The sequence below is a fragment of the Granulosicoccus antarcticus IMCC3135 genome (genome assembly GCF_002215215.1).
GTDB classification, from domain to species: Bacteria; Pseudomonadota; Gammaproteobacteria; order Granulosicoccales; family Granulosicoccaceae; genus Granulosicoccus; species Granulosicoccus antarcticus.
The window spans coordinates 1,116,493-1,140,942 of the sequence record NZ_CP018632.1 but is presented as its reverse complement, the minus strand read 5'-3'; the positions used below and the strand labels follow the sequence as shown (position 1 = coordinate 1,140,942).

The 24,450-nt window shown below is 51.0% G+C and carries 17 protein-coding genes; 5 read left to right on the top strand and 12 right to left on the bottom strand.

Annotation, left to right across the window (positions count from 1 at the left end):
- Nucleotides 1-127: 127 nt before the first annotated feature.
- Nucleotides 128-1,537, top strand: coding sequence for a glutamate--ammonia ligase (glnA, locus tag IMCC3135_RS04815; RefSeq protein ID WP_088916568.1), 1,410 nt, complete (start codon nt 128-130; stop codon nt 1,535-1,537).
- 469 nt (nt 1,538-2,006) lie between these two features.
- On the opposite strand, the gene IMCC3135_RS04810 is transcribed toward glnA, so the two are convergent.
- The 7 genes from IMCC3135_RS04810 to IMCC3135_RS04780 all read right to left on the bottom strand — a co-directional run bounded on the left by IMCC3135_RS04810 (nt 2,007) and on the right by IMCC3135_RS04780 (nt 12,003).
- Nucleotides 2,007-2,456, bottom strand: a complete 450-nt coding sequence (locus tag IMCC3135_RS04810; protein ID WP_088916567.1) for a hypothetical protein — start codon at nt 2,454-2,456, stop codon at nt 2,007-2,009.
- A gap of 15 nt (nt 2,457-2,471) precedes the next feature.
- Nucleotides 2,472-2,876 (bottom strand): hypothetical protein, encoded by a 405-nt coding sequence (locus tag IMCC3135_RS04805; RefSeq protein WP_088916566.1) that lies wholly within the window; start codon nt 2,874-2,876, stop codon nt 2,472-2,474.
- Nucleotides 2,873-3,583 carry a hypothetical protein gene (locus IMCC3135_RS04800; RefSeq protein ID WP_157735769.1) on the bottom strand — a complete coding sequence of 237 codons (711 nt, stop codon included), beginning with the start codon at nt 3,581-3,583 and terminating at the stop codon, nt 2,873-2,875. The genes IMCC3135_RS04805 and IMCC3135_RS04800 overlap by 4 nt, the downstream gene beginning before the upstream one ends.
- Nucleotides 3,584-4,103: 520 nt before the next feature.
- Complete coding sequence (locus tag IMCC3135_RS04795) at nt 4,104-5,342, bottom strand: tyrosine-type recombinase/integrase (RefSeq protein ID WP_088916564.1); 1,239 nt, start codon at nt 5,340-5,342, stop codon at nt 4,104-4,106.
- A 1,280-nt stretch (nt 5,343-6,622) separates the two neighbouring features.
- Nucleotides 6,623-6,763, bottom strand: a complete 141-nt coding sequence (locus IMCC3135_RS33915; RefSeq protein ID WP_157735768.1) for a hypothetical protein — start codon at nt 6,761-6,763, stop codon at nt 6,623-6,625.
- Between the two features lie 234 nt (nt 6,764-6,997).
- Nucleotides 6,998-7,921, bottom strand: coding sequence for an NADP-dependent oxidoreductase (locus IMCC3135_RS04785; protein ID WP_088916562.1), 924 nt, complete (start codon nt 7,919-7,921; stop codon nt 6,998-7,000).
- 227 nt (nt 7,922-8,148) lie between these two features.
- Entirely contained in the window at nt 8,149-12,003 is a 3,855-nt protein-coding gene (locus IMCC3135_RS04780) for a DUF7379 domain-containing protein (protein WP_088916561.1), read from the bottom strand.
- A gap of 272 nt (nt 12,004-12,275) precedes the next feature.
- On the opposite strand from IMCC3135_RS04780, the gene IMCC3135_RS04775 reads away from it, so the two are divergent.
- Both IMCC3135_RS04775 and IMCC3135_RS04770 read left to right on the top strand, forming a co-directional pair.
- Complete coding sequence (locus IMCC3135_RS04775; RefSeq protein ID WP_088916560.1) at nt 12,276-14,183, top strand: PhoX family protein; 1,908 nt, start codon at nt 12,276-12,278, stop codon at nt 14,181-14,183.
- 179 nt (nt 14,184-14,362) lie between these two features.
- Entirely contained in the window at nt 14,363-17,089 is a 2,727-nt protein-coding gene (locus IMCC3135_RS04770; protein ID WP_088916559.1) for an endonuclease/exonuclease/phosphatase family protein, read from the top strand.
- A 114-nt stretch (nt 17,090-17,203) separates the two neighbouring features.
- Here IMCC3135_RS04770 and IMCC3135_RS04765 read toward each other — a convergent pair whose 3' ends face one another.
- From IMCC3135_RS04765 to csrA, 4 genes are all read right to left on the bottom strand, one after another.
- The gene (locus IMCC3135_RS04765; RefSeq protein ID WP_157735767.1) at nt 17,204-18,919 is read right to left on the bottom strand and encodes a potassium channel family protein; all 1,716 of its coding nucleotides are present in this window, start codon (nt 18,917-18,919) and stop codon (nt 17,204-17,206) included.
- A gap of 10 nt (nt 18,920-18,929) precedes the next feature.
- Nucleotides 18,930-19,313 carry a DUF6394 family protein gene (locus tag IMCC3135_RS04760; RefSeq protein WP_088916557.1) on the bottom strand — a complete coding sequence of 128 codons (384 nt, stop codon included), beginning with the start codon at nt 19,311-19,313 and terminating at the stop codon, nt 18,930-18,932.
- A gap of 216 nt (nt 19,314-19,529) precedes the next feature.
- A complete protein-coding gene (locus IMCC3135_RS04755) occupies nt 19,530-20,381 on the bottom strand; it encodes a PRC-barrel domain-containing protein (protein ID WP_169727409.1) in 852 nt (283 codons plus the stop codon).
- A gap of 293 nt (nt 20,382-20,674) precedes the next feature.
- Nucleotides 20,675-20,884: a carbon storage regulator CsrA gene (gene csrA / locus IMCC3135_RS04750; RefSeq protein WP_088921679.1), complete on the bottom strand. Its 210-nt coding sequence runs from the start codon at nt 20,882-20,884 to the stop codon at nt 20,675-20,677.
- A 158-nt stretch (nt 20,885-21,042) separates the two neighbouring features.
- Here csrA and IMCC3135_RS04745 point away from each other — a divergent pair, with 158 nt between their 5' ends.
- Nucleotides 21,043-22,491, top strand: a complete 1,449-nt coding sequence (locus IMCC3135_RS04745; protein ID WP_088916555.1) for a hypothetical protein — start codon at nt 21,043-21,045, stop codon at nt 22,489-22,491.
- A gap of 114 nt (nt 22,492-22,605) precedes the next feature.
- Here IMCC3135_RS04745 and IMCC3135_RS04740 read toward each other — a convergent pair whose 3' ends face one another.
- On the bottom strand, nt 22,606-23,211 hold the full coding sequence (locus IMCC3135_RS04740; RefSeq protein WP_088921678.1) for a nucleoside deaminase: 606 nt from the start codon (nt 23,209-23,211) through the stop codon (nt 22,606-22,608).
- A 128-nt stretch (nt 23,212-23,339) separates the two neighbouring features.
- On the opposite strand from IMCC3135_RS04740, the gene IMCC3135_RS04735 reads away from it, so the two are divergent.
- Nucleotides 23,340-24,401, top strand: coding sequence for a lysine-2,3-aminomutase-like protein (locus tag IMCC3135_RS04735; protein ID WP_088916554.1), 1,062 nt, complete (start codon nt 23,340-23,342; stop codon nt 24,399-24,401).
- The last annotated feature ends 49 nt before the right edge of the window (nt 24,402-24,450 follow it).

Here is a 24,450-nt window from a genome sequence, read left to right as displayed (position 1 = left end):
TCTTGTTGAAATTGTTAAGATTTATCTTACCTTCGCTGTTGGTACGTACCCTGCACTCTTAGTGCGGGAGCACGCGCCACGTACGCGTGGCCAAACACAATAATTTTTTCTAAAAGGAAAACTACACATGTCTGCGAGTGACGTCAGCAAACTCATCACGGATAACGACGTAAAGTTCGTCGATTTTCGCTTCACCGATCCACGCGGTAAAGAGCATCACACGACTATTCCTGTTGCCATGTTCGAAGAAGATCTCTTCGAAGACGGCCAACCGTTTGATGGCTCTTCAATTGCTGGCTGGAAAGGCATCAATGCCTCAGACATGCTGCTGATGCCCGATGCATCCACTGCCATGATGGATCCCTTCATGGAAGACGCAACACTGATTATCCGTTGCGATATCGTTGAGCCTGACACCATGGAAGGCTACGAGCGCGATCCACGCTCTGTTGCTCAACGCGCAGAAGCCTACCTGAACTCCACCGGTATAGCCGATACAGCTTACTTCGGTCCTGAGCCAGAATTTTTCGTATTCGATGACGTTCGCTGGTCAACGGACATGAAAGGCATGAGCTACGCCATCGATTCCGATGAAGCAGCCTGGAACACCAACAAGAAAATGGAAGGCGGCAACACGGGCCATCGTCCAAGCGTCAAAGGCGGCTACTTTCCGGTTCCTCCTGTCGATTCACTGCATGACCTGCGTTCTACCATGTGTCAGGTTATGGAGCAGATGGGTGTTACTCCTGAAGTACACCACCACGAAGTGGGTACAGCTGGACAGTGTGAGATCGGTACTAAATTCGACACACTCGTCAAGCGTGCTGACCAGACTCAGGTCCTGAAATACGTTGTTCTGAATGTTGCTCATCAATACGGCAAGACAGCTACTTTCATGCCTAAGCCTATCGTTGGCGACAACGGCAGCGGCATGCACGTGCATCAGTCTCTGTTCAAGGATGGCAAGAACCTGTTCTCTGGTGAACTCTATGGTGGCCTGTCTGAAACTGCTCTGTTCTACATCGGCGGTATCATCAAGCACTCTCGTGCGATCAACGCTTTCGCCAACGCCTCTACCAACAGCTACAAGCGTCTGGTACCTGGTTTTGAAGCTCCAGTCATGCTGGCATACTCTGCTCGTAACCGCTCTGCTTCCATCCGTATCCCGTTTGTAAACAACCCTAAGGGTCGTCGTGTTGAAGTTCGTTACCCTGATCCAACTGGTAACCCGTACCTGGTCTTCGCAGCTCTGATGATGGCTGGCCTCGACGGCATCCAGAACAAGATCCACCCTGGCGACGCTGCAGACAAAGATCTGTATGACCTGCCTCCAGAAGAAGCAGCTGCCATTCCACAGGTTTGTTCTTCACTGGACGAAGCTCTGGACGCTCTGGACGCCGATCGTGGCTTCCTGACTGCCGGTGGTGTATTCACTGACGACCAGATCGATGCTTACATCAAGCTGAAGATGGAAGAAGTGACTCGCATCCGTATGTCTACGCATCCGGTTGAGTTTGATATGTACTATTCGTGCTGATAAGTTATTGTTTTTATTAAGTATTGTGAATCGTGCTGTTTCGTAAGTCATTGATTCAATCTAATAGCGACTAATAATCTAATAACTTTTCTAATAACTGACGGGGAAATTGAAAACTGGTTCTCGTACTTGCGATTCGCTGGGCGAGAACCAGTTGGTATCGAGGCTTCATGACCCTCAAACGCTTTAGGACCCTCTGACGGAGTGATTGGGGGAGTGGGAAGGGCAGGACCGTAGTTAAGACTCTTTCAGTGGCTCAAACGTGCGCAGGACCAATCACCTTAGAGTTATTGATCGGCAATCACAGCGACTAACACCAGCAATTCCATACATAGCCTGACGGGATAACTTCGGAAATGAATGATGAACTTCGAGAAGCAAGAAAACTTCAACATTACATTAATACATGAAGACTTTACATTGAGCAGTTCGCACTAAATTCCCCATTGAGATCCGATGGCAATTGCACTTAAGCTGACCTTTCTTCCATGTCAACGAATCGACGTTCAATAAAGTACAAGAAACCAAAAAATCCTGACAGTATAAGGCACACGATGCTGAGCCCGATTCTAGATTTATCATCGAGTGAACCAATGTTCAGAGTATTGCCAGAGGAGTCGGCAAGTCGGACTGCAACGCAAGAAGCTGGGTTAATGAGAGCTACAGCCCCCAAAGCCATGAAACTCCCAGAACGGCGATAAGCAAAATACAAAGCCTCTGGAGGTACGAAGGTTACGTATAGGAACAGTAATCCGAAAGCAATTAGCAACGCGGTCTGAATTGCAAGATAGTACTTTGCAGGGAATGAGGAAAATGTGCTCGCAAAGGCTTCTGCTCCAAACCATGGAACAAGCAACCATGATACGACCACCAGTAGTACCAAGCCCGTAATCAGATAAAAACAATTTGATCCTTTCATCGCACAGCCGTAAGCTCAGGTCGACAAAGATTTATTGCCTACAATGAATTGCTTACTCTGACTGTAGAAGAGAGAGAAACCTATTGTCGAAAAGAGACCGACCAGTGCGAACATATAGCTTTCCTGAATCAAGCTCAGCGCAAATACAATGATTCCGCCGAACCGGAAAACTGACGACAGGTCTCTGAAGATACGCAGTAACGCAACCATCTTTTGTCGCTCCCGCACAATAAACTCACTACGCTCAAGAGACTTCTTTTTTGACTTAGAGTTATCTTTCTGACGCGGACGAGTTTTTTCCTCTATGAAACTACTTTCTTCAATCCTGAGCGAGAAATTTTCACCCACAGTTTCATAGCCATAGAAGTTACTTCTACTACTTCTGTAGTCGAATTCATCGGCGTTAATTTCAGCATTCATTCAGACTCACCATTATTAGACTCCCCGGGTAACAACACTGAAATTTTAGCTTCCGTTTCAATCAAGGCCTTAGCACTAACAGCCTTTGACATGGCTTTCTCCACACATTCTTTCAATCGCATTAGATCAGCATTATCTAACGCCAGACTGAGAGTTTTTTTACGACCACTGTTATAGTAATCAATTCTCATTGTTTGGACTATTAGTGCCCTCTCAATGATTTCTCGGTCATCATCGTAAACTGGTCTGATATCTGTAATTATTCTTGCATCTGTCAAGATATCCGATTGATCAAACGTTAGTCTAATAGATTTCTCTACAAGTCGAACCACATCGGAACACATCATTGCTTCCAACGTTGGCCATGTAGCAAGGAATCTCTCAACCAAATCGTTGTTCTTGCTTGCTTCAAACTCCCGCTCAATTACATCTTTAATTAGTGATGCACTGAATTGGCTGTCTTTTGATACAACATCTGAAACGAGTTTGGCAGTTTTAATCAAAAAAGATTCTAAAACCTGCCCTAATAACTCGTGCTCACCTGTCAACTGCGTTTGAAGATGCTTACGCAAATCAGCTCTCGACAGTATCTTGGAGTCATCATTGTTGAGTGATAAGGCGAGTGAGCTCAACTGTTCATCACTGAGCACGAGAATCTCGCGGATGTCAGAGGCAAGCTTTTCTGCATTGCTGATGCGGAACATCAAGTTAGTAGCCTTTGGTTAATTTACGCCCGACAGGTGTTAATGTAGGCAATTTACTACGCCCAGACTCAATATCCTCACTCGAATAGCTTTCCCCAATCGATCCAAAATTCGAAATAAGTGATTGATTTCCATTTAAAAACTCACTTCTCATTCTTAGGCTTAAGTGTCTGAAGTTTAGCTTGGAAAAAGTACCATGCACAAGCATTGCCAAACATTGCAACTATCGCTCTTTTGTTGATCTCGTCGTGTTCGGTTTAGCAAGATATGATATCAGAATGGCAAAAATGATGCCTTAAGTTGTTGGCAACATGCCTCCTCCGTCCATTCTTCGACACTTCGAACGCGTTACGCATGGTTTCCGCAAGTTCCTAGGCGCGACACCTTGCGACTTGCAATTTTCTACCTTATTGCGACTTTTTAGCAAGCCCAGCCATTTCTCAATCTGACCCATACAAGAAATTCCGCCCGGACACTTCAAAAAGCATACAGTCTGAGCCTTTGGGTTTGAACCGAGTGACAGCTATATTTCCGACAATTTCTCAACATGTCGCCTAACGTCCATGCGGATTTGTTGCTTGTGCTGCAATCGTTCTTGGTAAAGCCTATCTTTCAGCACAGCAGCTTCACGACTTGAATCATGAGCAACCAACCGATTGTAGAAATCGGTCGTGCGGGAACTTTCGTGTCCAACACTTTGCTGAATTTTAAAGAGTGTCACGTTGTTCTCAAGCTGGTCCATCACGTACTTCGACCTTGCTGAGTGACAGACCAGCTTTTCCAAATGCTGTGGATTAAGATCGCAAGCTATAGCGGCAGCTCTGAACCAGTCTGATTGTGGCTTGACCGGCCCACCAGTTCTGGACTGGAAAAGATACACCCGATCTTTCGGCAAAGAACGAACATATTGTTGAATCTCCATGGCACATCGTTGTGTCATGGTGTGCTTGGTAACCACTGCTTTTTTCTTCTTCAGCCTTGTCACAGTGAAGTAACCGCTACTCGTATCGCAATCAGCAATTTTCAAATTGCAGGCTTCACCTATACGGAAACCTTGTTCGAGGAGAATTAATAACTTGAAGTAGTTGTGCTTGCTTCTCTTGCTATGTTTTAGCCAATCAAGAATTTGGTCTGCTTCATCATCAGTAAACGGGCGAGATTTCAAGTCTGGTTCCGCCAACGTTTTGTTGTGTTTCTTGAAATTTACGTCTGGCACCGCATAGCCCTCTTCACGCGCATAGGCATACATGGTATTCACGCGTGTCAAGAATGTTCTGAGAGTGCCAACAGCGAAGACAGTTTGCATCTTTCTGACAAAGCTATCAAACTCGCTCTGTGTAAGCAGATGTATATAGTCACCTCCACCAACGAGTTCAGGAACAGCGTTACCGTTCCTATCAACAGTTTGCTTCTCGCCAGTGAGGTGGTCTTGCACGTATCCGCGAATTCGGTTGCACATTGACCTGAACATTTTCACAGTATCAGGCTTTCCCAGAGAACGAAAATGTATGAATTCGTCGCATAGGGAATCGACGGTGATCGTTTTCTTGCGACCAACACCTGCAAGCTGTCCACGTTTGATTTCTCGTTTTCTGTCAGCGTTAAGGAAGGCTTCATGCAAATCTGATGACGAGCAAGAAACCGTAAAGTTCTCACCGTTGACAGTAAACTGTCCGACGTAGATTCCGTTCGGTGGCTTGGGTCGGAGAGAGATACCTTTGATGTGGACAGTGTCTGATGCACGATGCTTTGTTCTTTTCATGCTCTACATGATATGGACATGAATAAATCACGACTGATCGGTAGTTCACGGCTTAGAACGATTTGTTGTGACGATTGCCACATGCAGTGAAATCCCTGATCATTCAGTTAGCACTTTCAGCTTGATAGCCAATGTTTCAAACCTACAATAGAGCGATGCCACACCATTAATGACGAAATAGAATCAATATAAAATATAATGTTATTTTATGCTTATATTGTTCACTAATAACTCATCCCAGTCGCTTCCAGTCACTCGACCAATACGTGAAATTATGGCTGACAGGAATAAATCTCACTCATTGGAGTGTCAGGACTGAAAACGCGAACGGCAACTTGCTGGCGAACTAAATAGTACAGACACGGAAATCTGTGTTTGTAGCTCGGACGATCTACACTGATGTATCGGTAGAAGCAAACAGAGGCATCCTCCACGCCAGCTTAGTCAAGAATACGGAGGAAGCAGTTGGGTTCCCCCTACTGTCTGTTGTGAACAACAACAGTGAAATGGACAGCTTGCTTGCAAGTGGGATGTGATTATCTTGAAGTCTTGGACCGGACTAAACATGGGTGATGGGAGGTTTCCAATTCGCCCTATGAGTTTTGTAAAGGACGCATATGTTGACAATTGAATTTTGAAGTTGCTGCTGTACTTAAAAACGGCAGGGTGCGGTTTTGGCTTCCCGTAGTAAAATTAAGCGCGTCTATAAGTCAAGATAATCAGTGCATAAAATAAAAATTTGTGCGGGTATGAAACCAGTTGGTCTGTAAGGTTGTATGAGTTCTATGAACAAGATAACAGTATGGGTTAGCTACAATTTGAAATAGTATTTCCGAAGGGCCATGGTTTTTCTATGGGGTCAACTTACGGTCAAGTGATGGCTATTGTCATGCACATGACCAGACCAATCTTGGCAGAGTTAATTTTAACGTTTCGCTTAGTCAGTCTCACCTGACGCTGTGAGACTGGCAAGCATCGGGTAGCTTGCGCTTGATTCAGGAATCTTGGTTTTCTGAACGGACGGTGAAGCCCCGTCTACCTTAAATCTGAATTCGATCATCACGATCTGATCACCGCTGTTTTGATCGACCCTTTGGGATACCTTTTTAAAGTGACTTTTAGCCACCAAACAACCCGGTGCGAAGACCCGGTCCATCAACAGCTTCAGTTTTGTTGGCGCATTCATAAATTTTATTCTCCAATAAAGTATTCATTGGAGCTGCCAACAAGTTGACGATCACTTGAATGTAGAAGAAACAGGATTTTAAAAAAACTGTGTGCTAATTCCGAATACTGAAACACCACCAGTGATAGGCACGTGAAAAATGACCGTGCGGGAACTGCACCTTACGGATGGCGAATGCAATGAACCGCGCCGCTGCATCTCCGCGAACCAGCTCACGAATGCCAGTCAGTTTCACGATTCGGGGGCAGGAAAAAACTACACACCCACATCAAATTCTAATAATTTGACTAATAACGACTTTAATGCCATCGCAAGCCATTGATTATATTTTAGTTTATTATCACGATGACTAAGAGATGTACTACAGCTGCTAATCAGCAGTCGTAACGCATAACAAAAAAAGCCCCGCTCTGGCGGGGCTTTTTTTTGGCCAGCTTTTATACCGGCCGAGATATTTTCCAATCCGCGACTAGGCAACGGTGACTACGATTTTCCCCACTGCATGGCCTTCTGCCAGTGCCTGGTAGGCCTCGCCCGTCTGTTCCATGGGAAAGGTATTACCGATGACAGGAGAAACGATACCGTTTTCAATCAGAGCGCCAAGCTCTGCCAGCATTGCACCGTCAGGCTCCATAAAGAAGGATTCGAAGCGAACGTCATGTTGAGCGGCAAGCTCGTTGGTATCCTCGCCCTTGATCGATATCAGTGCTCCGCCTTTCTTCAATACCTTGAACGAACGTTCCATTGTCTCGCCCCCCATCATATCGAACACTAGGTCATAGTCGGAAATCTCATCCTCGAACGCCTGAGTCTTGTAATCGATAACGACATCAGCGCCCAGCTTTTTGACAAGGTCTGCATTGCGTGCACTGCAGGTAGTTGCCACAAAAGCGCCTGCGTTCTTTGCGATCTGGATAGCGAACGTTCCAACGCCGCCGGAGCCTGCATGTATCAGCACCTTGTCACCTTTCTTGAGGTTGCCTTTGGTGAACAGAGCCTGCCATGCCGTCAGGCCTGCCAGCGGCACAGAGGCGGCCTCGGCGTGGCTGATGTTCGACGGCTTAATCGCTAGCTCAGCCTCTTTGATGCAGGCTATTTGTGCAATGGCACCGGCGTCGTCCTGATTGGGACGTGCGAAGACAGCGTCGCCGACAGAGAACCGGGTGACACCTGAGCCGACTTCAATCACTTCGCCCGACACGTCGTAGCCCATGATGTGAGGGAACGAGAGAGGCATCATCTCCTTCATCACTCCTGAGCGAAGAATGTCGTCGATAGGGTTGAGGCTCGAGGCATGCACCTTGATCAGAACCGAGTCATCTTTCAGCGCTGGCTTGTCGACTTCAGCTATCTCGATTGGCGCTTCATAGGCATTGATGATGGCAGCTTTCATAATTCGTCCTCCGGTTTGGCAGCTCCCGTTCAAGTCCGCCAATGAATGTAATAAGGGGCTATATGCGGCAATTCTGGGTGCTTGTTACTGGTTTACAAGGTTGGCAATGTCGTACCTTGTAAAAGGTACACAGCCAAATCTCAAGCGATGGCGCCTTCTCCAAGGCCACTACTGATACGCCTTGATATGGATACCTGAGTACCAACCTTGCCACCAATCATCAAGAACTACTCACGAACGACCTTCGCATACGGATCCGCATATACCACGTAGGACAACCAGGTAAGCTCCTTTTTATTCCTCGCCGCCTTGCGAGCCGCTGCCACGGCCTGAACGACCGTCTTGTTCTTGTTCAGCAATTGATCGTACAGCGTGGTCGAAAACGTGGTGGCTGAATAATCACCTATCGCCCATTGCGCAGCGATGAACATGTCCGCCCCACTATCCAGAAATGCTTGTGCAAAGCCACCGGTGCTCGTGATGGTATCGCCGGACCGGCCGGTCTGGCAGGCATTGATAAACACCACAGGCCCGGGCTGGCCAGTCTCGCGCAGGTCCGCATAGTTCTTTACCTGATCCCACTGCAGGGAGTCTGGCCGATATTGTCCATTACTCATCGAACCTTTCATCATCAGGCCAGAATTCCAGATGGCACCAGTGTCGGCCAGGCCATGGCAGGCAAAGTGAAGTACATCGTAATCGCCGGGGCTTTGCAGTAGTTCCTGAACCTTGATACTGGTGGTGAGGCAAGCAACAGCACCAAACTTTTCTACCAGTAAATTTGCCTCATCTTGCGCACCGGGCAACGCATAGCCTGAACGGGGTGGGTATTTTGGAGTCACATGGCCGAACCGGCCATCGCGCAATCGTAGTTGTCGTGCTGGCAGGCGATTCTCGGAAGTGTGGTCCAACCAGCGCACAAGGCCCATCTCGGCCAGAAAGGGGGAGTCGGACTTGGCTTTCTTGCCCGGCTGCTTCAATGCAGCCAACTCCCAGGGAATCTGCACCTCACTGGACATCACCTGAATGTGATCGATTTCATCGCGATGCTTCCACAACAATGACTGAATCTTTTCAGGCACAAGCTCTTCGAACAAGGTCAGGCCACACGCGTGCAAACGACCAATGAAAGCATCGTAGTCATTATCATCGATAGCCTGAAACTCCTCCAGACGAACATACATATCGTTTATGTATTTCTCTTTACCTGTGGAGTTCTTGAACGGTTCGCTTTGATCGGTGATACGTTTGCCCAGTGCCCCCAGAGTCAGCCAGAACGTCAACGTCGGTTTGTTGCCGTTCTGAGTCTCGAAAATCTGCAACACATTCACAGCCTGCTTGCGCCCATCATCCGCTTGCACAACTGCCTGCACCGTGGAACGTTCCACACTGCCACGCTTCTTCAATGTCTTAACAAACTGGGGCTTCAAACGCAGGCTGACCATGGCGTAATTACCCTGTCGCACCAGTACATCGACTTCACCAATACCAACAGCCTTGGGAATCACATCAAAATACAAGCGGGTTGGCTGTGCCTGATCAATCGAAGGCACCGGCACATCAGCGCGTGATTCGCCATCGACCTCACAATGCTTGCGTGCAAGCACTTCAACAATCAATGGTCGATCGTTCTTGACCTTGACGCTACTATCCAGCCCCATGGCTTCTTCAATCTCTTCCCGACTTAGCCACACCTCCACCGTGGTGGGCTGCTCAAGCGCGGCCTTGTCAGCCATCGAGGCATGCACATGACACAGCACCTCATCAACCGGGGCCGTTGTAATAGGCGCGACAATGGGCGCTACTGGAACTGGAGCGTCCGCCCGACCACCACGGCTACCGCGAGGCTTATGTCGTTTAGCCTTTTTTCGCTTTTCAACTGATGTACGCGAAACTTCTGCGACAGCAACGATGACTTCCGGTGCTGAGAGTATTATCTGAGGTACCACGCCCAAGACCTTACGACCATCGGTAATCACAGCCAGATACCCATCGCTGGCGCCTTGCCGGGCAAGCTTTCTCAAACTACGCGCATTACCCGTGGCAATGGCAGTAGATTCATCAATGCCCCTGGATTGATACTCTCGCAGGTACAGGATCTCGTCCAATGAATGCGAAGTATCGTGATACTGCTTGATGCGATCAATCAATGTCTGGCGTGGCAAGCCATAAGAGAGCACCTTGCCCTTATGGACACGCTGCAACACCACATGTTTACTGTCTAGCGGCTTCAGTTGTTGCATCGCCTGCTTGCCGGCAGTACCCACCGACAATATCGCAATATCGGATTCAACCACACTCGCCCACCAGTCCCGAGGCGCTGATAAGGCTGCTGAACGGCTGGCAATAGCACGACTGCCACGACCGGTACTGTCAGCATTAGCGAGCCAGCTGCTCAAGGCACTGGCCACCATGGGTTGTGCAAAGTACACCGTGTGATAGATCTGCCCATTGTCATCGAAGATGCGCTTTTCATTCAGGCGCGCATCCGCAACCGGATCAATCACAAACATTGAATCGGTATTCACGACCAAGTCATTGTCCTTACCCATCAATCGGTCAACCAGGCCATCGGCAGCTTTTGCGATCAATCGCTTTCCCAGTGCGCCATTGGCAGTATCGCGATCCGGTTCAAAGCTGGAGCCAATCGCATAGAACTCACGCGCTGCAGGTGTAAGTCGACTGATCGGCGGTCGATTGATCGCCTGTACAAACTCTCCGGCAGGCTCCATAGCGGCGACACCCGGTACCGATTTGTTGGCCACGGCATCTTCGGCTATATAGGTGACCATGCTACCGATCGCCTGCACGGCACCACGCAGAATGCGCGTGGGCAATGCAGCGCCAGGCGCAAAACCAAGCAGACGTGTGGAACCTGCGACCATATTGGTATAGAAATCAACCAGATCATTCCAGTTCTCCTCGTTCGCAAGTTCGGTTCCGGCATTGGTACACCCGACAAACACCAGACGATTAAACTGCATGCCTTGGTCATCCAGCGGTGCCACCTGTTCAGTGAGATAACGCAAGACCAGTCCACCGCGACTGAAGGCGATAGCATCGATACTCAATGAAGGTGTGTGGTCCAGTAATTCGCGCAAGGCACCGTTGATGGCTTCGGCATTCTGGTCGGGGGTCTCTGACAACGTGTAATGATCGTACCCGAGCACCGCGTCATAGTCGGCGAACGCTGATTGCAGAAATTCCAGACCATCAGGATGACGCGTTAAAGCTGCAAAACTGCCCACCGTGCTGCTGAAAGTACCGTGTACGAATAGCAGAATACGCGCAGGCCGATCTGTCGGTAGTGGTATTCCTGCAAAGCTGTCTTTGAGTAACCAGCCGTTTTGCGCATCGATTGAGGTAAGTACCACAGGCCCTTCCAGCACGCCCGACTCAAGCCGTTTCGAGATTGCACCGACTACCTTGCGCACCACAAACTTCAGGACAAAGCCTTTGATCTTTCCCTTGATGAACGAAGTAATTCTACCGCGCGCTCTACTCGCACCGCGAGAAACGGGTGCCGGCGGTGCATCATCACGAACGTCGATCGTAAAACGCAAATGTCGCTGGGTATCGATCGGATCTCTCACACCACCACGACGAGAATCCCCACGCGGACTCGGAGTCGGCTCTGATGCCTTAGGAAAACGCCATTCGTAAGTGCCATCTTGCTCAAGCAATACCACGGCCCCCTCACCGGCCTGGAGTGCCACATCAATCTCGATGGACTCAGCCGCTCCAGCGCCGCGTGCTCCACGGCTACGTGATGGCACTTCGCCAATATCTATGGCAAACGCATCTAGCACCGTAATACCAGGATTGGGTCGAGTATTGCGAGGATCGGGAGATCGCGTGCCACCGCCTCTTGTACCGCTGCCTGGCGAGACTTCAGAGCGAGTCTGTGCATCCGGATTGACCAGTGCATCAATAATCGCAGCGAACTCCGCATCATCAGGCTGACTGCTGGGTGCTGCGCGTGTCCCGCCGCCTCTGGGCGTCACAGTCAGGTCTACAGGCTCTGCCGCCGAGTTCGGCAGGTGGAAGGTAACTTGCCCTTGCGCGCGAGTAACTTGCTTCATGCGATTGACCTAGCCTTTTGCTGCTATTCCCCGTTGAGTGTGCCTCATCCCGGAAATTGTCTCAGCAGACGAGACCTGTTCTAAAGCATGGTACCCATGACAACGTTCAGTCAGCCCAGTCGCTAGCTATCACCCGACGCTTGTAGCACTGGCGTCACATTATTGTCATATCTTGGGAGGAAGATCTGCACCGTCAGTTTATAGCTTGATTCGAGCAGTCATACCGGCTGGCCGATTGTGCTAACGCCCTTCCCTGATTTTTGAGATGAATTATGAAAGATACGCAAACCAGCCGGCTTTCTGCTGATGATTGGGATGAAGTCAACTTCCCACGTCCCTCCGAGTCGGATTTTGATCGTGTACTTGAAGCTACATTGACACGTCGCGGTTTTCTCAGCGGTGCTCTGGCTTTTGGCTCCGCAGCCGCCGTCATGGGACCGGGCTTGCTGGCCTCGTCATTGGCTCGCGCTGATGATCACGCAAAAACCTCACGCTTTCCCTTCAAGGCAATTGACATCCAGACTGACGGCACAATACACGTCCCTGAAGGCTATCAATGGAAAGTCATGACCAGCTGGGGAGACCCTCTTTTCTCCGATGCTGATGGATACGAGATCGCTGAAGGCGGTGCGCTGGAAAACTCGGACCGAGTATTCGGTGAAAACACAGATGGCATGGAAAGCTTCGTTTACCGGGGCCACCAATTGCTGGTTATCAATCACGAATACACCAACAATGACATCAACTTGCCAGCCGCACAGGAAGGCGTACCGGCCAATGCTGACGATGTCCTGAAACTGCAGAACCTGCAAGGACTATCGGTTGTCGAAATTGCTGAAAGCGATAATGGCTGGGCAATCGTCAAGGACAGTCCTTTCAACCGCCGCATCACGCACAATTCACCGATGAAAATTGCCGGCCCCGCAGCCGGACACGAACTGATGAAGACCACAGCAGATGCCAGTGGTACTGAGTCACTGGGTACGATGAATAACTGCGGTTCAGGCAAGACTCCCTGGGGCACTTACCTGACTTGCGAAGAAAACTTCAATGGCTACTTCGGTTCCACCGTGGCAGAACAAGCGCCAGAATCCGAGCAAGTCGCTGCTGGCTATTCTCGCTATGGCATCGGTGCTGAAGGCTGGGGCTACGATTACCACAAGTGGGATGAGCGTTTTGATACCTCCAAGAACCCCAATGAGCCACACCGTGTAGGCTGGGTCGTGGAGCTGGATCCCAGCAACCCCGAAGCGGTACCGGTAAAACACACCGGTTTGGGTCGATTCAAACACGAGAACGCCGAATGCGTACTGGCACCCGATGGCCGTGTTGTTGTCTACATGGGTGATGACGAGCGTGGCGAATATCTTTATCGCTTTGTTTCCAATGGCACTTACAGTGCGGGTGGCAGTACCGAAGGCTTGCTTGATGAAGGCACTTTGTTCGTTGCAAAATTCAACGACGATCAGACCGGCGAATGGTTGGCTCTGACACCTGAGAGCACAGGGATGGAACTGGCCGAACTGCTGATTTTCGCCCGCCAGGCCTCTTCAGCAGTCGGTGCAACCACCATGGACCGACCTGAGTGGATCTCGGTCAACCCGAATGCCATCGAAGCTTATTGCTGCCTGACTAATAACAAGAATCGTGGTGTCAAACCCAATGAAGGTGGCGACGACACATCCACCAATGGGCCTAACCCTCGCGATTCCAACAACTACGGTCAGATCGTGCGCTGGCGCCCCCACAATGACGATCATGCCAGCCAGAGCTTTGACTGGGACCTGTACGTCATGGCCGGCAACCCGGGTGTCTACAACAACGAATATGCCGGCTCAGAGAACATCACAGCAGGCAATCTGTTCAATTCACCTGACGGCATGTCTTTTGACAGCAATGGTCTGCTGTGGATTCAGACGGACGGTGATGACAGTAACGAAGAAGAATACGCGGGCATGGGTAACAATCAGATGCTGGTCGGCGATCCGGTGACTGGCGAGATTGCACGTTTTCTCACCGGCCCTAACGGAAGTGAAGTCACCGGCCTGACCTGGTCAGCAGACAGACGTACCATGTTTGTCGGCATCCAGCATCCCGGTGGTAATTTTCCTGAAGGCGGCTCATTGCCACGTTCATCGATCGTTGCCGTCAAGCGTGACGATAATGGTCTGATTGGCTAGACACGTTCAATCAAGGTGCCTGGACGGGCGGCTCTTCGGGGTCGCCCGTATTGGTTTGTACAGCGGGTAGACAACGTTCTTGCTTGAGCAGTTCTTAGTCATGGTGTCATTGCATATTCTTAAGCTACCGGCTTCGGACGGGTTAACATGACTCTACCTACCAGCCAGGAGCCAACGCCATGCAACGTAGCCATTACTTCATTCCGTTTCTTGCCTTGGGAGCCTGCCTACAGGCATCCCTTGCGCATGCAGAACTGGAATGTACCGATACCACTGCGCTCTATACCATTCAGGGCGCCTCCCATGTCTCTACCTATGATGGACAAGTTGTTGAAACCTGCGGCGTCGTAACCGCCGTCGCCTTCAGCGGCTATTACCTGCAAGATGCCGATGGTGACGGCGACGATTCAACCTCCGATGGCATTTTTGTCTCCCAGTTCGACGACAAACCAGACGTCGGTACACAGGTCCGATTATCTGCCACTGTCTCTGAATTCATCAGCGGTGGTGCGGCAACCGGAAACCTGTCCACCACCTCCCTGATCGATTCAGAGATTTTAGAATCGATGCCGGATGTAACCTTGCCAGAGCCGGTACTCATTGGCCTTGAGGGACGCATGCCGCCTGCGGAAGTTGTGATCAGTGAAAGCGAAATCATTGACGCAATCAATCTGCAGGACGCCGCCGATGCCGCAGCGACCCCCTTCAATCCCGACATCGATGCTATCGATTTTTATGAATCACTGGAAGGCATGCGCGTCAGTGTCGCCAACCCTGTGGCTATCTCTGGAATCAAGCAATTCGGCAGTTTCAGCGCCGAAGTCTTCGTCCTGACTGACAACGGCTTATCTGCCACGCCTGCTGATGCCAGAACATCACGCGGCGGCATTCGTCTGCAACCGGACCTGAACAACCGGGGCGATCAGAATCCGGAACGAGTCCAGATCCAATTCGACAGCACGCTGTTTGGCAGCACGGATTACCCGGAGATTACCGTCGGCGATACCTTGGACACTGTCACGGGCGTCATGAGCTACAGCTTTGGCAATTTCGAGGTGATCGCGGTCGGGCCGATCACACTAACACCGGGCAACCTCAGTCCCACGACAATCGCACCCAATAACAAGCAAAACGTGTTGAGCATTGCCAGCTACAACGTGCTGAACCTCAGTGGTATGGACGCAGATGATGAGCAACGCTCGCTAATCGCCGCGCAGATTACAGACAATATGCAGTTGCCCGATATCATCGGCTTGCAAGAAGTGCAGGATAGCAACGGCGATAGTGGCGACTGCCCCCGTGATGACAGCTCGGATTGTGCCGGAGTTCTGGACGCCACTGTCACCCTCGAGCGTCTGGTTGCTGACATCGTGACTGCGAGTGGTGTCGAATATGCCTGGCTGACGGTCGATCCTTTGCTGGAAACCACCGATGACAATCGAGAAGAGCCCGACACCTTTGGCGGTGCCTCACTTGGCAACATCCGTAATGCCTTTCTCTACAATCCGGCACGCGTATCACTGGTCAGTCATGAAGGCTTGAATCGCGATGTTCTGACACAACGAGGTGTTTCGACTCCCACCGCCTTTGACACCTCCCGCGACCCTTTGGAAGCTGTATTCGAGTTCAACGGTGAACAGGTCACGGTTTTCAATAACCATTTTTCTTCGCGCTTTGGTTCCAGTCCGATCTTTGGCGGCCCACAACCCTTCATTCAGGCTGGTGAAGAAAATCGTGCGGCGCAGTCTTTGGCAATGAAACAACTGACGATAGCCAAACTGGCGGCAGACCCGCAGGCAAATGTGGTTATTCTCGGTGATTTGAATACTTTTGAATTCACCGATGAATTATCCGAAGTATTGCTCTTTGATGATGAGGAACGCATCCTGTTCAACCTGATCGATACCAGCAGTAGCGATCCCTACTCCTATATTTTCGAAGGCAACTCCCAGGCCCTGGATCATATATTCGTCAGTTCTGCGCTGATGACATCCGTCTCCCTGGATTATGTACACGTCAACGTCGACTTCCCTGATCTGTTTACATCCACTGTCGGTAGCGATCACGAACCGATTGTCGCCCGCATGCTGGTCGGTGAGGCCGATGAGAACACTCTCAGCTTGAGCAGCGAGGTGTATTCGGAAACGGCTGCCGAGCTTTTCTGGGATCGCAGTGATAGCTTCGATCGTTACGAAGTTTATCGCGACGGTGTTCTATTACTCTCAGCAGATGCGGGGAGTTATTTTGATGACAGCCTGCAAGCAGGCACAAGCTATAGGTATACCTTAGATGCCTACTCAGGCAGTACTCTGGTGGTTTCGGAAAGCCAGGAAATCAATACGGATCCGCGCGTCGGCCCGGGTCTGGATACCTTGACCGGTGAAGTCTACTCATCCAGTGCGCTGGAGCTCTTCTGGTCCGCATCAGAATTATCTCCTGCACCGGTCAGCTTCGAAGTAGTTCGCGATGGTGAACTGGTCGCGAGCACTGATGGTCGTAGTTTTTTTGATGACGAGTTGCAAGCCGATACTCGTTACTACTATACCCTCACCGCCATTCAGCAAGATGGTCGCCGAAGTGGATCGACATCCCTTGAACTGATGACTCGTCGCGCCTTCGATGACTCGGCCAATAACACAGGACCTGGTGCGGTGAACTCGCTGTCCGGCCTGGTCTATTCAAGCTCAGCCATCGAGGTATTCTGGGAACCACCGGCATCAGGCACCCCTGCCGTCAGCTACCAGATCTGGCGCAACGAAGAACTGATTGAAACCCGTGATGCACGAAGCTTCTTTGACAGTGGCCTACAGCCAGACACCAGCTATCAGTACACCGTGACGAGCGTTGATGCCTCTGGCAACACCGGGGTACCAATGCAAGTGGGAGTGAGAACAGCGGGGATCTAGAAAGGTTCACCACGCTGCCTGACAGAAAGGCCCCGCATTGCGGGGCTTTTTTACGTAGGGTCTCGAAAACGGATGGCAATGTTCTCAGTTACAAAAGGCCTCACACTGCACTTCCTAACCGCCTCTTTTCCTTCGCCCCTCAATCCACTGAAAAACAAATCCGCGCGGTAGCTCTACACCTGTCGTCAAGTAGTGCAAGGTGTAGGGATTATTCAGTGTCGCACGCAATATTCTTTCACTGCGCTCGGTTCCGCACAATAGAACTCCGTCCCCGTGGATAATCGCTTCATTGTCGTCCGGCAACATGCGAATCTCTTCACCGCGTCGTATGACCAGCGGAACGCAGGGCAAAGTACCCTCAAGGTTATTGGGATCACGTATCAGGTCGCTGAGTAGTAATGGCTTCCCCTCTTCCATATATTCCATGACAGCTGATGCCTCTTCGGGCGTTATCCCGATTCGAAAGAGGTGCGGCGCCTGTTCACCCATCGTTGCTTGCAAGCGATTGACAACCTCTTCCGTCTTCTGCTCCTGGTCGTACAGGTGCTCGATCATCTCCTGAATCAATGGGGAGATCAGCGACTTCAGAATTCGTCTTGCCGTGGTGAGACTGGACTGCAGAATCAAGTCTGCTCTTCCTGCATCAAAAGCGAGCTGATTTTCGTGCTGATTCTGACGAACCACCATAAATGCCTGCGAGTTCAGATGCCGCACACAGACAAGTATGCCCAGATTGTCAGAATCGTTGTCCGTGCCAGCGACGATACCGGCCGCCTGTTCAACGCCCGCTTCGCGCAGGGTGTCAAAGTCGGCAAACCCGCGAACGATGCGTCCGGCTGGTTCACAGACCTTGGCATCAGGATCGATGATGACTACCTGAATCCCGTGGTGCACGAGCCGCCGATGTAACTCCTTTCCCATGCGGCCATATCCACACAGTATCCAGATACCGCAAGGCACCTTCAGAGGATGACCCAGACGCGTGCCAGGTACACCCACAAGCCAGCTGTTCAGGTTATGTAGCCGCGGGGCCACGATCGCCATATCAAGCAACTCGGCGAACACCGCAAACGGGTTAACCACTTGCACATCATTCAGCGAATTAAGATGTTTGCAGTGCCGTTCGGAGGTCGAGCGCGATATGACCCTCACCGCAGGATTCAGCAACTTCGACACAATGGTAATTTGCCGGTTGGTGTCCTCCTCGTTGGTGAGCGCCACAACGGCTTTGCACTTGTCCTGCGTCACACCTGCATCGATCAGATGCCGGGGAACATCCGGATGCGCGCACAGGCCACGCATCTTGACCCGGTAGTCTCGCACCACAAATGCCTTGATACGTTCGGGGTCACGATCGAGCACAGTTGCTTGTAGATGGTGATCGCTGAGCCCTCGCGCCAACAAGCTACCCGTATCGCCGAACCCGCAGATGATGACGAAGGGATCTGTCATCTGGCGCACCTTGCGGGCAAAGCGTTGCTCGTCCACTGCGCGGGTGAAGTGCGGATTCTGCACCAATCCGATAATGGAGCCGATTGCGTACAACCAGGCGATCGCACCTATATACAAACAGAAAATTGCCCATAATCGTTGCACATCGTTAAAAACGTGCGGAATCTCGCCAAACCCGGTCGTTGTCGCTGTGTAGGTGAAAAAATAGAAGGCGTGAAAAAGACTCATGCTCTCCGGCTCACCATCTGCTCCGGTACCCGGAATCAGTGCCATACCGGTGATACCGATGGCGTAGACGATAATCAGTGCGAATACGGGCTTGCGCAAGTGGCGCAGCACTACCATGGTGACCCGATCAAGATCCGAGGTCGTTGTCACGATAGTTCGCCTAGCGCCGCGACATTAACGCGTCGCCGACCAGAATGACTGCTGAGACGACATTCGCAGCCAGTGCGCCGGCCGCCAGCGATACGATGTTCACCGTTGCCTGAGCAGTGGGCCCGGTTGCTGAATCGCTCTCGGCGACAATCCAGAAGATGCGCGCTGTTATCAGCAACAAGTCAGCCACCAGACTGGCGGCCAGCAACAATGCTCCAATCTGCGAACGATCACCCAGCTTCAGTCCCGTCGCGATCAGATTGACAAGGATGGCGATGGTCAGCACCCAGACATCATGATGGCTCGGATTATCAATCTCACCCATGACAAAGATCAGATTGAAAGTCAGGGCCAGGATCGTGAAAAAACCGAAAACTACCCGTTCGAGATTCATAGCAGTGCCTCACGGACCAAGGTCAAGCCAGCTACGCTGCGCGCAAGTGCCCAGACTCAAAATTCGATTGTACACGCGCTCAGCAAACGATCCCAGTGCCATAAAAGCAGGCATCCCTGCCCGCTATTCTCATGGCTCTACTACTGGCGTTCAAACTCGATCACCCAGACAAGCTGTGCCTGGTTCGAGCAACCGTCAAACTACGCATGGCAACTCTTACTCGTACTCTGGCAAGGCCTCCAGCTGCTCCTTGTCCATCTGCACTCTGACCCGCACTTCTCCCTCATTCGGATATTGCATGACTTCAAGGTCTGCCATGTCCAGTGCCACCGGCTTTTCGCCGATGCCGAGAAACCCGCCTACATCGATAACAACCCGACTGACCGTATCTCCATCCAGAAGCAGCCCTGAGACCTCTCCAATATCGTCATCCGATCCGGTATAAACGCGCGCTCCGGTCAACTGTTCACCCGTTACAAGCTCAATGGGAATCGGCACATATTCTCCCATCGTAATGGCCTCGGTTACGCCCGTTGCACGTGGCGAACTATCCATTGGCACCACATCAACTGACTGCATGACCTCAGCGGGTGGCTGTAGATCGTTATTCGCCACTGATATTGCATCCATACTGCTCACGTCATACTCGGGTGCGGACTCCAGCATTTCCTGCGAGGCAGGAATGACCAGAAGAAAGTCTCCAACCTCATCTGTTTCCTGATCGTCGCGGAATTCCAGCGATGACATGCCAATGGCAACCTGCCGCTCACCCATGCCCAGAAAACCGCCAATATCAACCAGCACCGCCTCTACCGTGCCATCACGTTTCACGATCAGATCGTTGATTTCACCGACGTCCTCCAGTTCAGAATTGTCGCTCACTGAAGCATCTGCTGAAACGTCCGTCTCGCCAGCATGTACACGCATGCCAATCAGTCTGGACGCCATCAAATCATCAGCCATCATGGACTGTCGAAACAAGCCGCCCGGCTCTTCGTGTGAGCCCGCCACAGCACTACCCATGCTGATGATTACAAATGCGGCTGCGAGTGTTTTTGTAGCTTTCATATTCCTCTCCATCATTGTGGAATGAACATGCAGGAACTTGCCTGTGTCGAGCCTGACTTGCAGATCAAACACTGATTAATCGTCTGATCAAGACACTTGAACAGTTATCTCCTGCTGTGGAAATAACGGTACCTCTTCACTTGTCTCTCGCAACCGGATTGAAATAATTCTTCTTGAGCGACACTGTTACTTTACTCCCGAGACTCATTTTCCCACCTCATTCTGAGGGCGAGTGAGCTTTCACCCTGAGCAGCGGCAGAATCGACAATAGACAGACAGGGAGTGAAAGCTGATTATGACTCTGAAGGAGTGTCAGATTCGCCTTCCTCGGATATGTCCAGATCGGCCTGTATACGCTCATAGACCTCCTCCCGATGCACTTCCACATCATCAGGAGCGCTGATACCGATCCGGGCTTGCTTGCCCTTGATATCAACGACGGTGACGGTAATCTGATCACCAATCTGGATGGATTCATCGATATGGCGAGATAGAACAAGCATGATTTGACTCCTTTCACTGACAATGGGTTGCCCGTCTATGGGCGGCAATGGCTGAAATATACAGCTTTTCATTTGTCTGTTTCAACCGTAAATGGCTTTCAAAGCTATTCCGGTGTATAACGTGCCCGTTGGCTACTCATCTTTTTAAGGACAAAATCATGAAATCCCGAATCCCTGCAGTATTGCGTCAATGTAATCTCTCCACCGCTGCTATCTGCGTCTCGACGCTTTTTCTGGCGAGCTGTGGAGGCGGTAGTGGCGACAATGCTTCTGGCGGCAACAGCCCTCTGGTCGTTGAGGGTGGTAGTGGTACACCTGCCGACGATATTGAAACATCTCAGTTGTTGCGCAAGGCCGCAACAGGCACCAGCGTCAGTCTGGGCAAGAACGTAACAGGGATGCAACGTGTCGGAGACTCTTCATCCTCAGTGGGGCTCTTGCTGGATACCTCTCCTCTGGAGTCACTGGTATCACTGATGTCCTCCAAACCTGATGAAGAATCTATCTCCACCGATGAGGTCTTGAACACCAATGTGGAAGATGACATCGCCAGCTTTATCGAATCCTTGCTTGGACTCGACAAGCCGCTAGCTGAAGTGGATCGAACAGGTAATCACATCACAATTGATCCTGACGATGCCTCTTTTTGTGAAGAAGAACTACTGGATGAGTCCTCGACAGCAAATGATCTGGCCGATTGCCAATCGCTGGTCAGCAACCTACTGGTCGAGGTAGATGCAGCGACTGAAGATAGTGGTCTGATCACCGTTAACTTTGCTCAGCAAGAACTCCTGCTTATCGGCTACTCGCCTGTAAGCACCAATTACGAAATAAAACTGCCGGCTGTGGAGACATTGTTGAATCATGTCGAACAGCTTGATGGTGGAAGTGGCTCGATGCCAAGCATGCAAGGTGCTCTGCGTTTTTCAGCCACGGTAAACAACGACGCCGTGAATGCTGAATCCGGCACGTTCTCTATCAGTGTTACAGAAGCGCTGAGTATCATTGGTAATGATGGCACCAACATCTCACTGCAACCCTCAACATTGCTCAGCGTCTCTTCAGATACCGCAACCACTAGCGCCAGCATAGAATTCGACATTGGTGCATTGAACGCTGCATTCTCTTCCGACGATGACGCAGATGGGTTGAGCACCTCAGTACTGGCCTTTGCAGGACTGACGGCCCGCATGGATGTCAGCAATGACGGTGATAGCCTGCTTGTCAGTAATGTCGGAATCGGTAATGGTCCATTGACCCTGACTGTCGATTCAGAGGAACTGATAAAGCTAGTGATGGGAACCTTTGGCTTCTCTATCGAGGGAAATACCGGCACCATTACACTGAACGACAACCTTGATTTTCTCCTCTCGGCAGGCTCTGTCAACTCACTATCAGCAGAGGCCCCTACAGGCACGGCTTTAACCGTGCAAGACAATGGAATCTCGCAAGTCTTGCTGGGCGGTCCACTACTCATGTCTGTTGTGGATGACAACGACGGTGCGCCAATCACCGACTCCATCAGTATCGGTGTGGGCGATTGTTTCATGGCTGACGACAGCATCGACAGTGTCTTGCCATTCGTGGCTGCAGATTGCGGCCTGTAACTGCACACCCGCGGGACAAGTTGGTTGCTCCAACGGGGCTGTCTTCATTAAAACTGTCCCGTGGGCAATCCTACTACGGCAGCGGCAGCTCCACTCAGGAGCTGCTTCAGGCTCCTAGCTGAGCGGTATGTGGTTGTCGTGTTTACTCGACTGATAGTCGGTAGACAGATCTGCATACTGCTGGACTATTCGCTCGACTCGTGCCAGCAAGGATGCGCGAGCGGGCTCCTCAGTGGAATCAATCAATTCACGAATGGCAAAGCTATCCCAGAAAGCATTCTTGCGTTGATAAGCTCCTGGCTCAACATTGAACACTTCTTTGAGAATTTTCAGATCGTGCGGAATGGCAAAGGCGTCCCGGGAATCCTCATGACTGAACAGATAGTAGAAGTTGTCAAAACCGCACCAGGTAATAGCTGACAGACACAAACTGCAGGGTTCGTGGGTTGTCAGAAAAATCAGCGAGTCGGTGGAAGGTCGGGTTGCTTCGGGTAGCTCGTAGAATTTCTTCAGCGCGTGCATTTCGCCGTGATGCAGAGGGCTGCCGATCTCGTAATTGGTTTCTGCCAGCAACAGCTCATGACTGTCCTTGTGCAGTAGCGCGGCACCAAACACCTTGTTACCACTGGCCACACCAACCGTAGTCATTGGCAGGATGTCATCCTCAATAACGGCGAGCAGGCGCTCAATGAAGTCTGCATCAGGTACGGGTAAATTCATGCTTGTTTGCCTTATCGGATAGTCGATGTCGATAATGACATAACACCCAATACACGACATTCAAAATCTCAATAACACCGCTCAGTTGTTAGACTCCACCGCTAGTTGATAACTGAATTCAAAGGGTAGTGTCAAAACAATCAGTACGTGACGTAAAAGGCTTGCTGGCTCACAACGTCATAGCACATGAACAAAGCGATCAGATCAGCCAGGTCATCAAGAAGTTCTCGGTCGGCATAACGCCACAGGTCATGGATACCATTGCCAACGCCGACAACCCAGGTGTTTTCAACCAGTTCGTGCCCTCAGTCGCCGAGCTTCTGGAAACCCCTGGAGAATCAAGCGACCCAATCGGCGATCAGGCCCACTCCCCCGTACCCGGCATCATTCATCGGTATGAGGACAGAGTGCTGCTGAACGTGGTTCAGACATGCGCGGTCTATTGCAGGTATTGCTTCAGACGTGAAAATGTCGGCTCAGGCAATGCAGGTCTGACGCCGCCGCAGATTGACAATGCTCTGGATTACATCAGATCCGACAAGAAACTGTGGGAAGTGATCTTCAGTGGCGGGGACCCACTGACCCTGTCGCCGCGCAGGCTCGCAGACATCATTCGCCAGATAAGCGATATGGAGCATATCGGTATCATCCGGTTTCATACGCGGGTGCCCTCCGTGGCGCCTGACAAGATCAATGACGACCTTCTCAAGGCACTCAAGCTGCACCCGGCAACCTATCTGATTCTGCACATCAATCACCCTGATGAGCTGACCCCACAGGTGTGTGAAAAACTGGCCCTGCTGGCCGATGCCGGCATCCCCCTGCTGAGCCAATCGGTGTTGCTCAGAAACGTGAATGACAATGTTGATGTTCTGACCCGGCTCTTCAGAAAACTGCTGGTGAATCGGGTCAAGCCTTATTACCTGCACCATGGCGATCTTGCCAGGGGCACCAGTCATTTCAGAACCTCGATCGAACAGGGCCAGAACCTGATGCGCGAACTGCGTGGACCGCTATCCGGACTCTGCCAACCCAACTACATGCTCGATTTACCCGGGGGCGCGGGCAAGGTCCCCATCGGCCCTCAATATCTGAGCAGCTGTGGCGAGAATCGCTATACCGTGAACGATGTCTCAGGAAAAAACCATGCCTATATGGACGAATGCCCCGCCCTTGATCAGGGTCAATGAACCATTCATCGGGGTGCAAGACGCCCTCTGAGAGCAAACACTTGCCCAG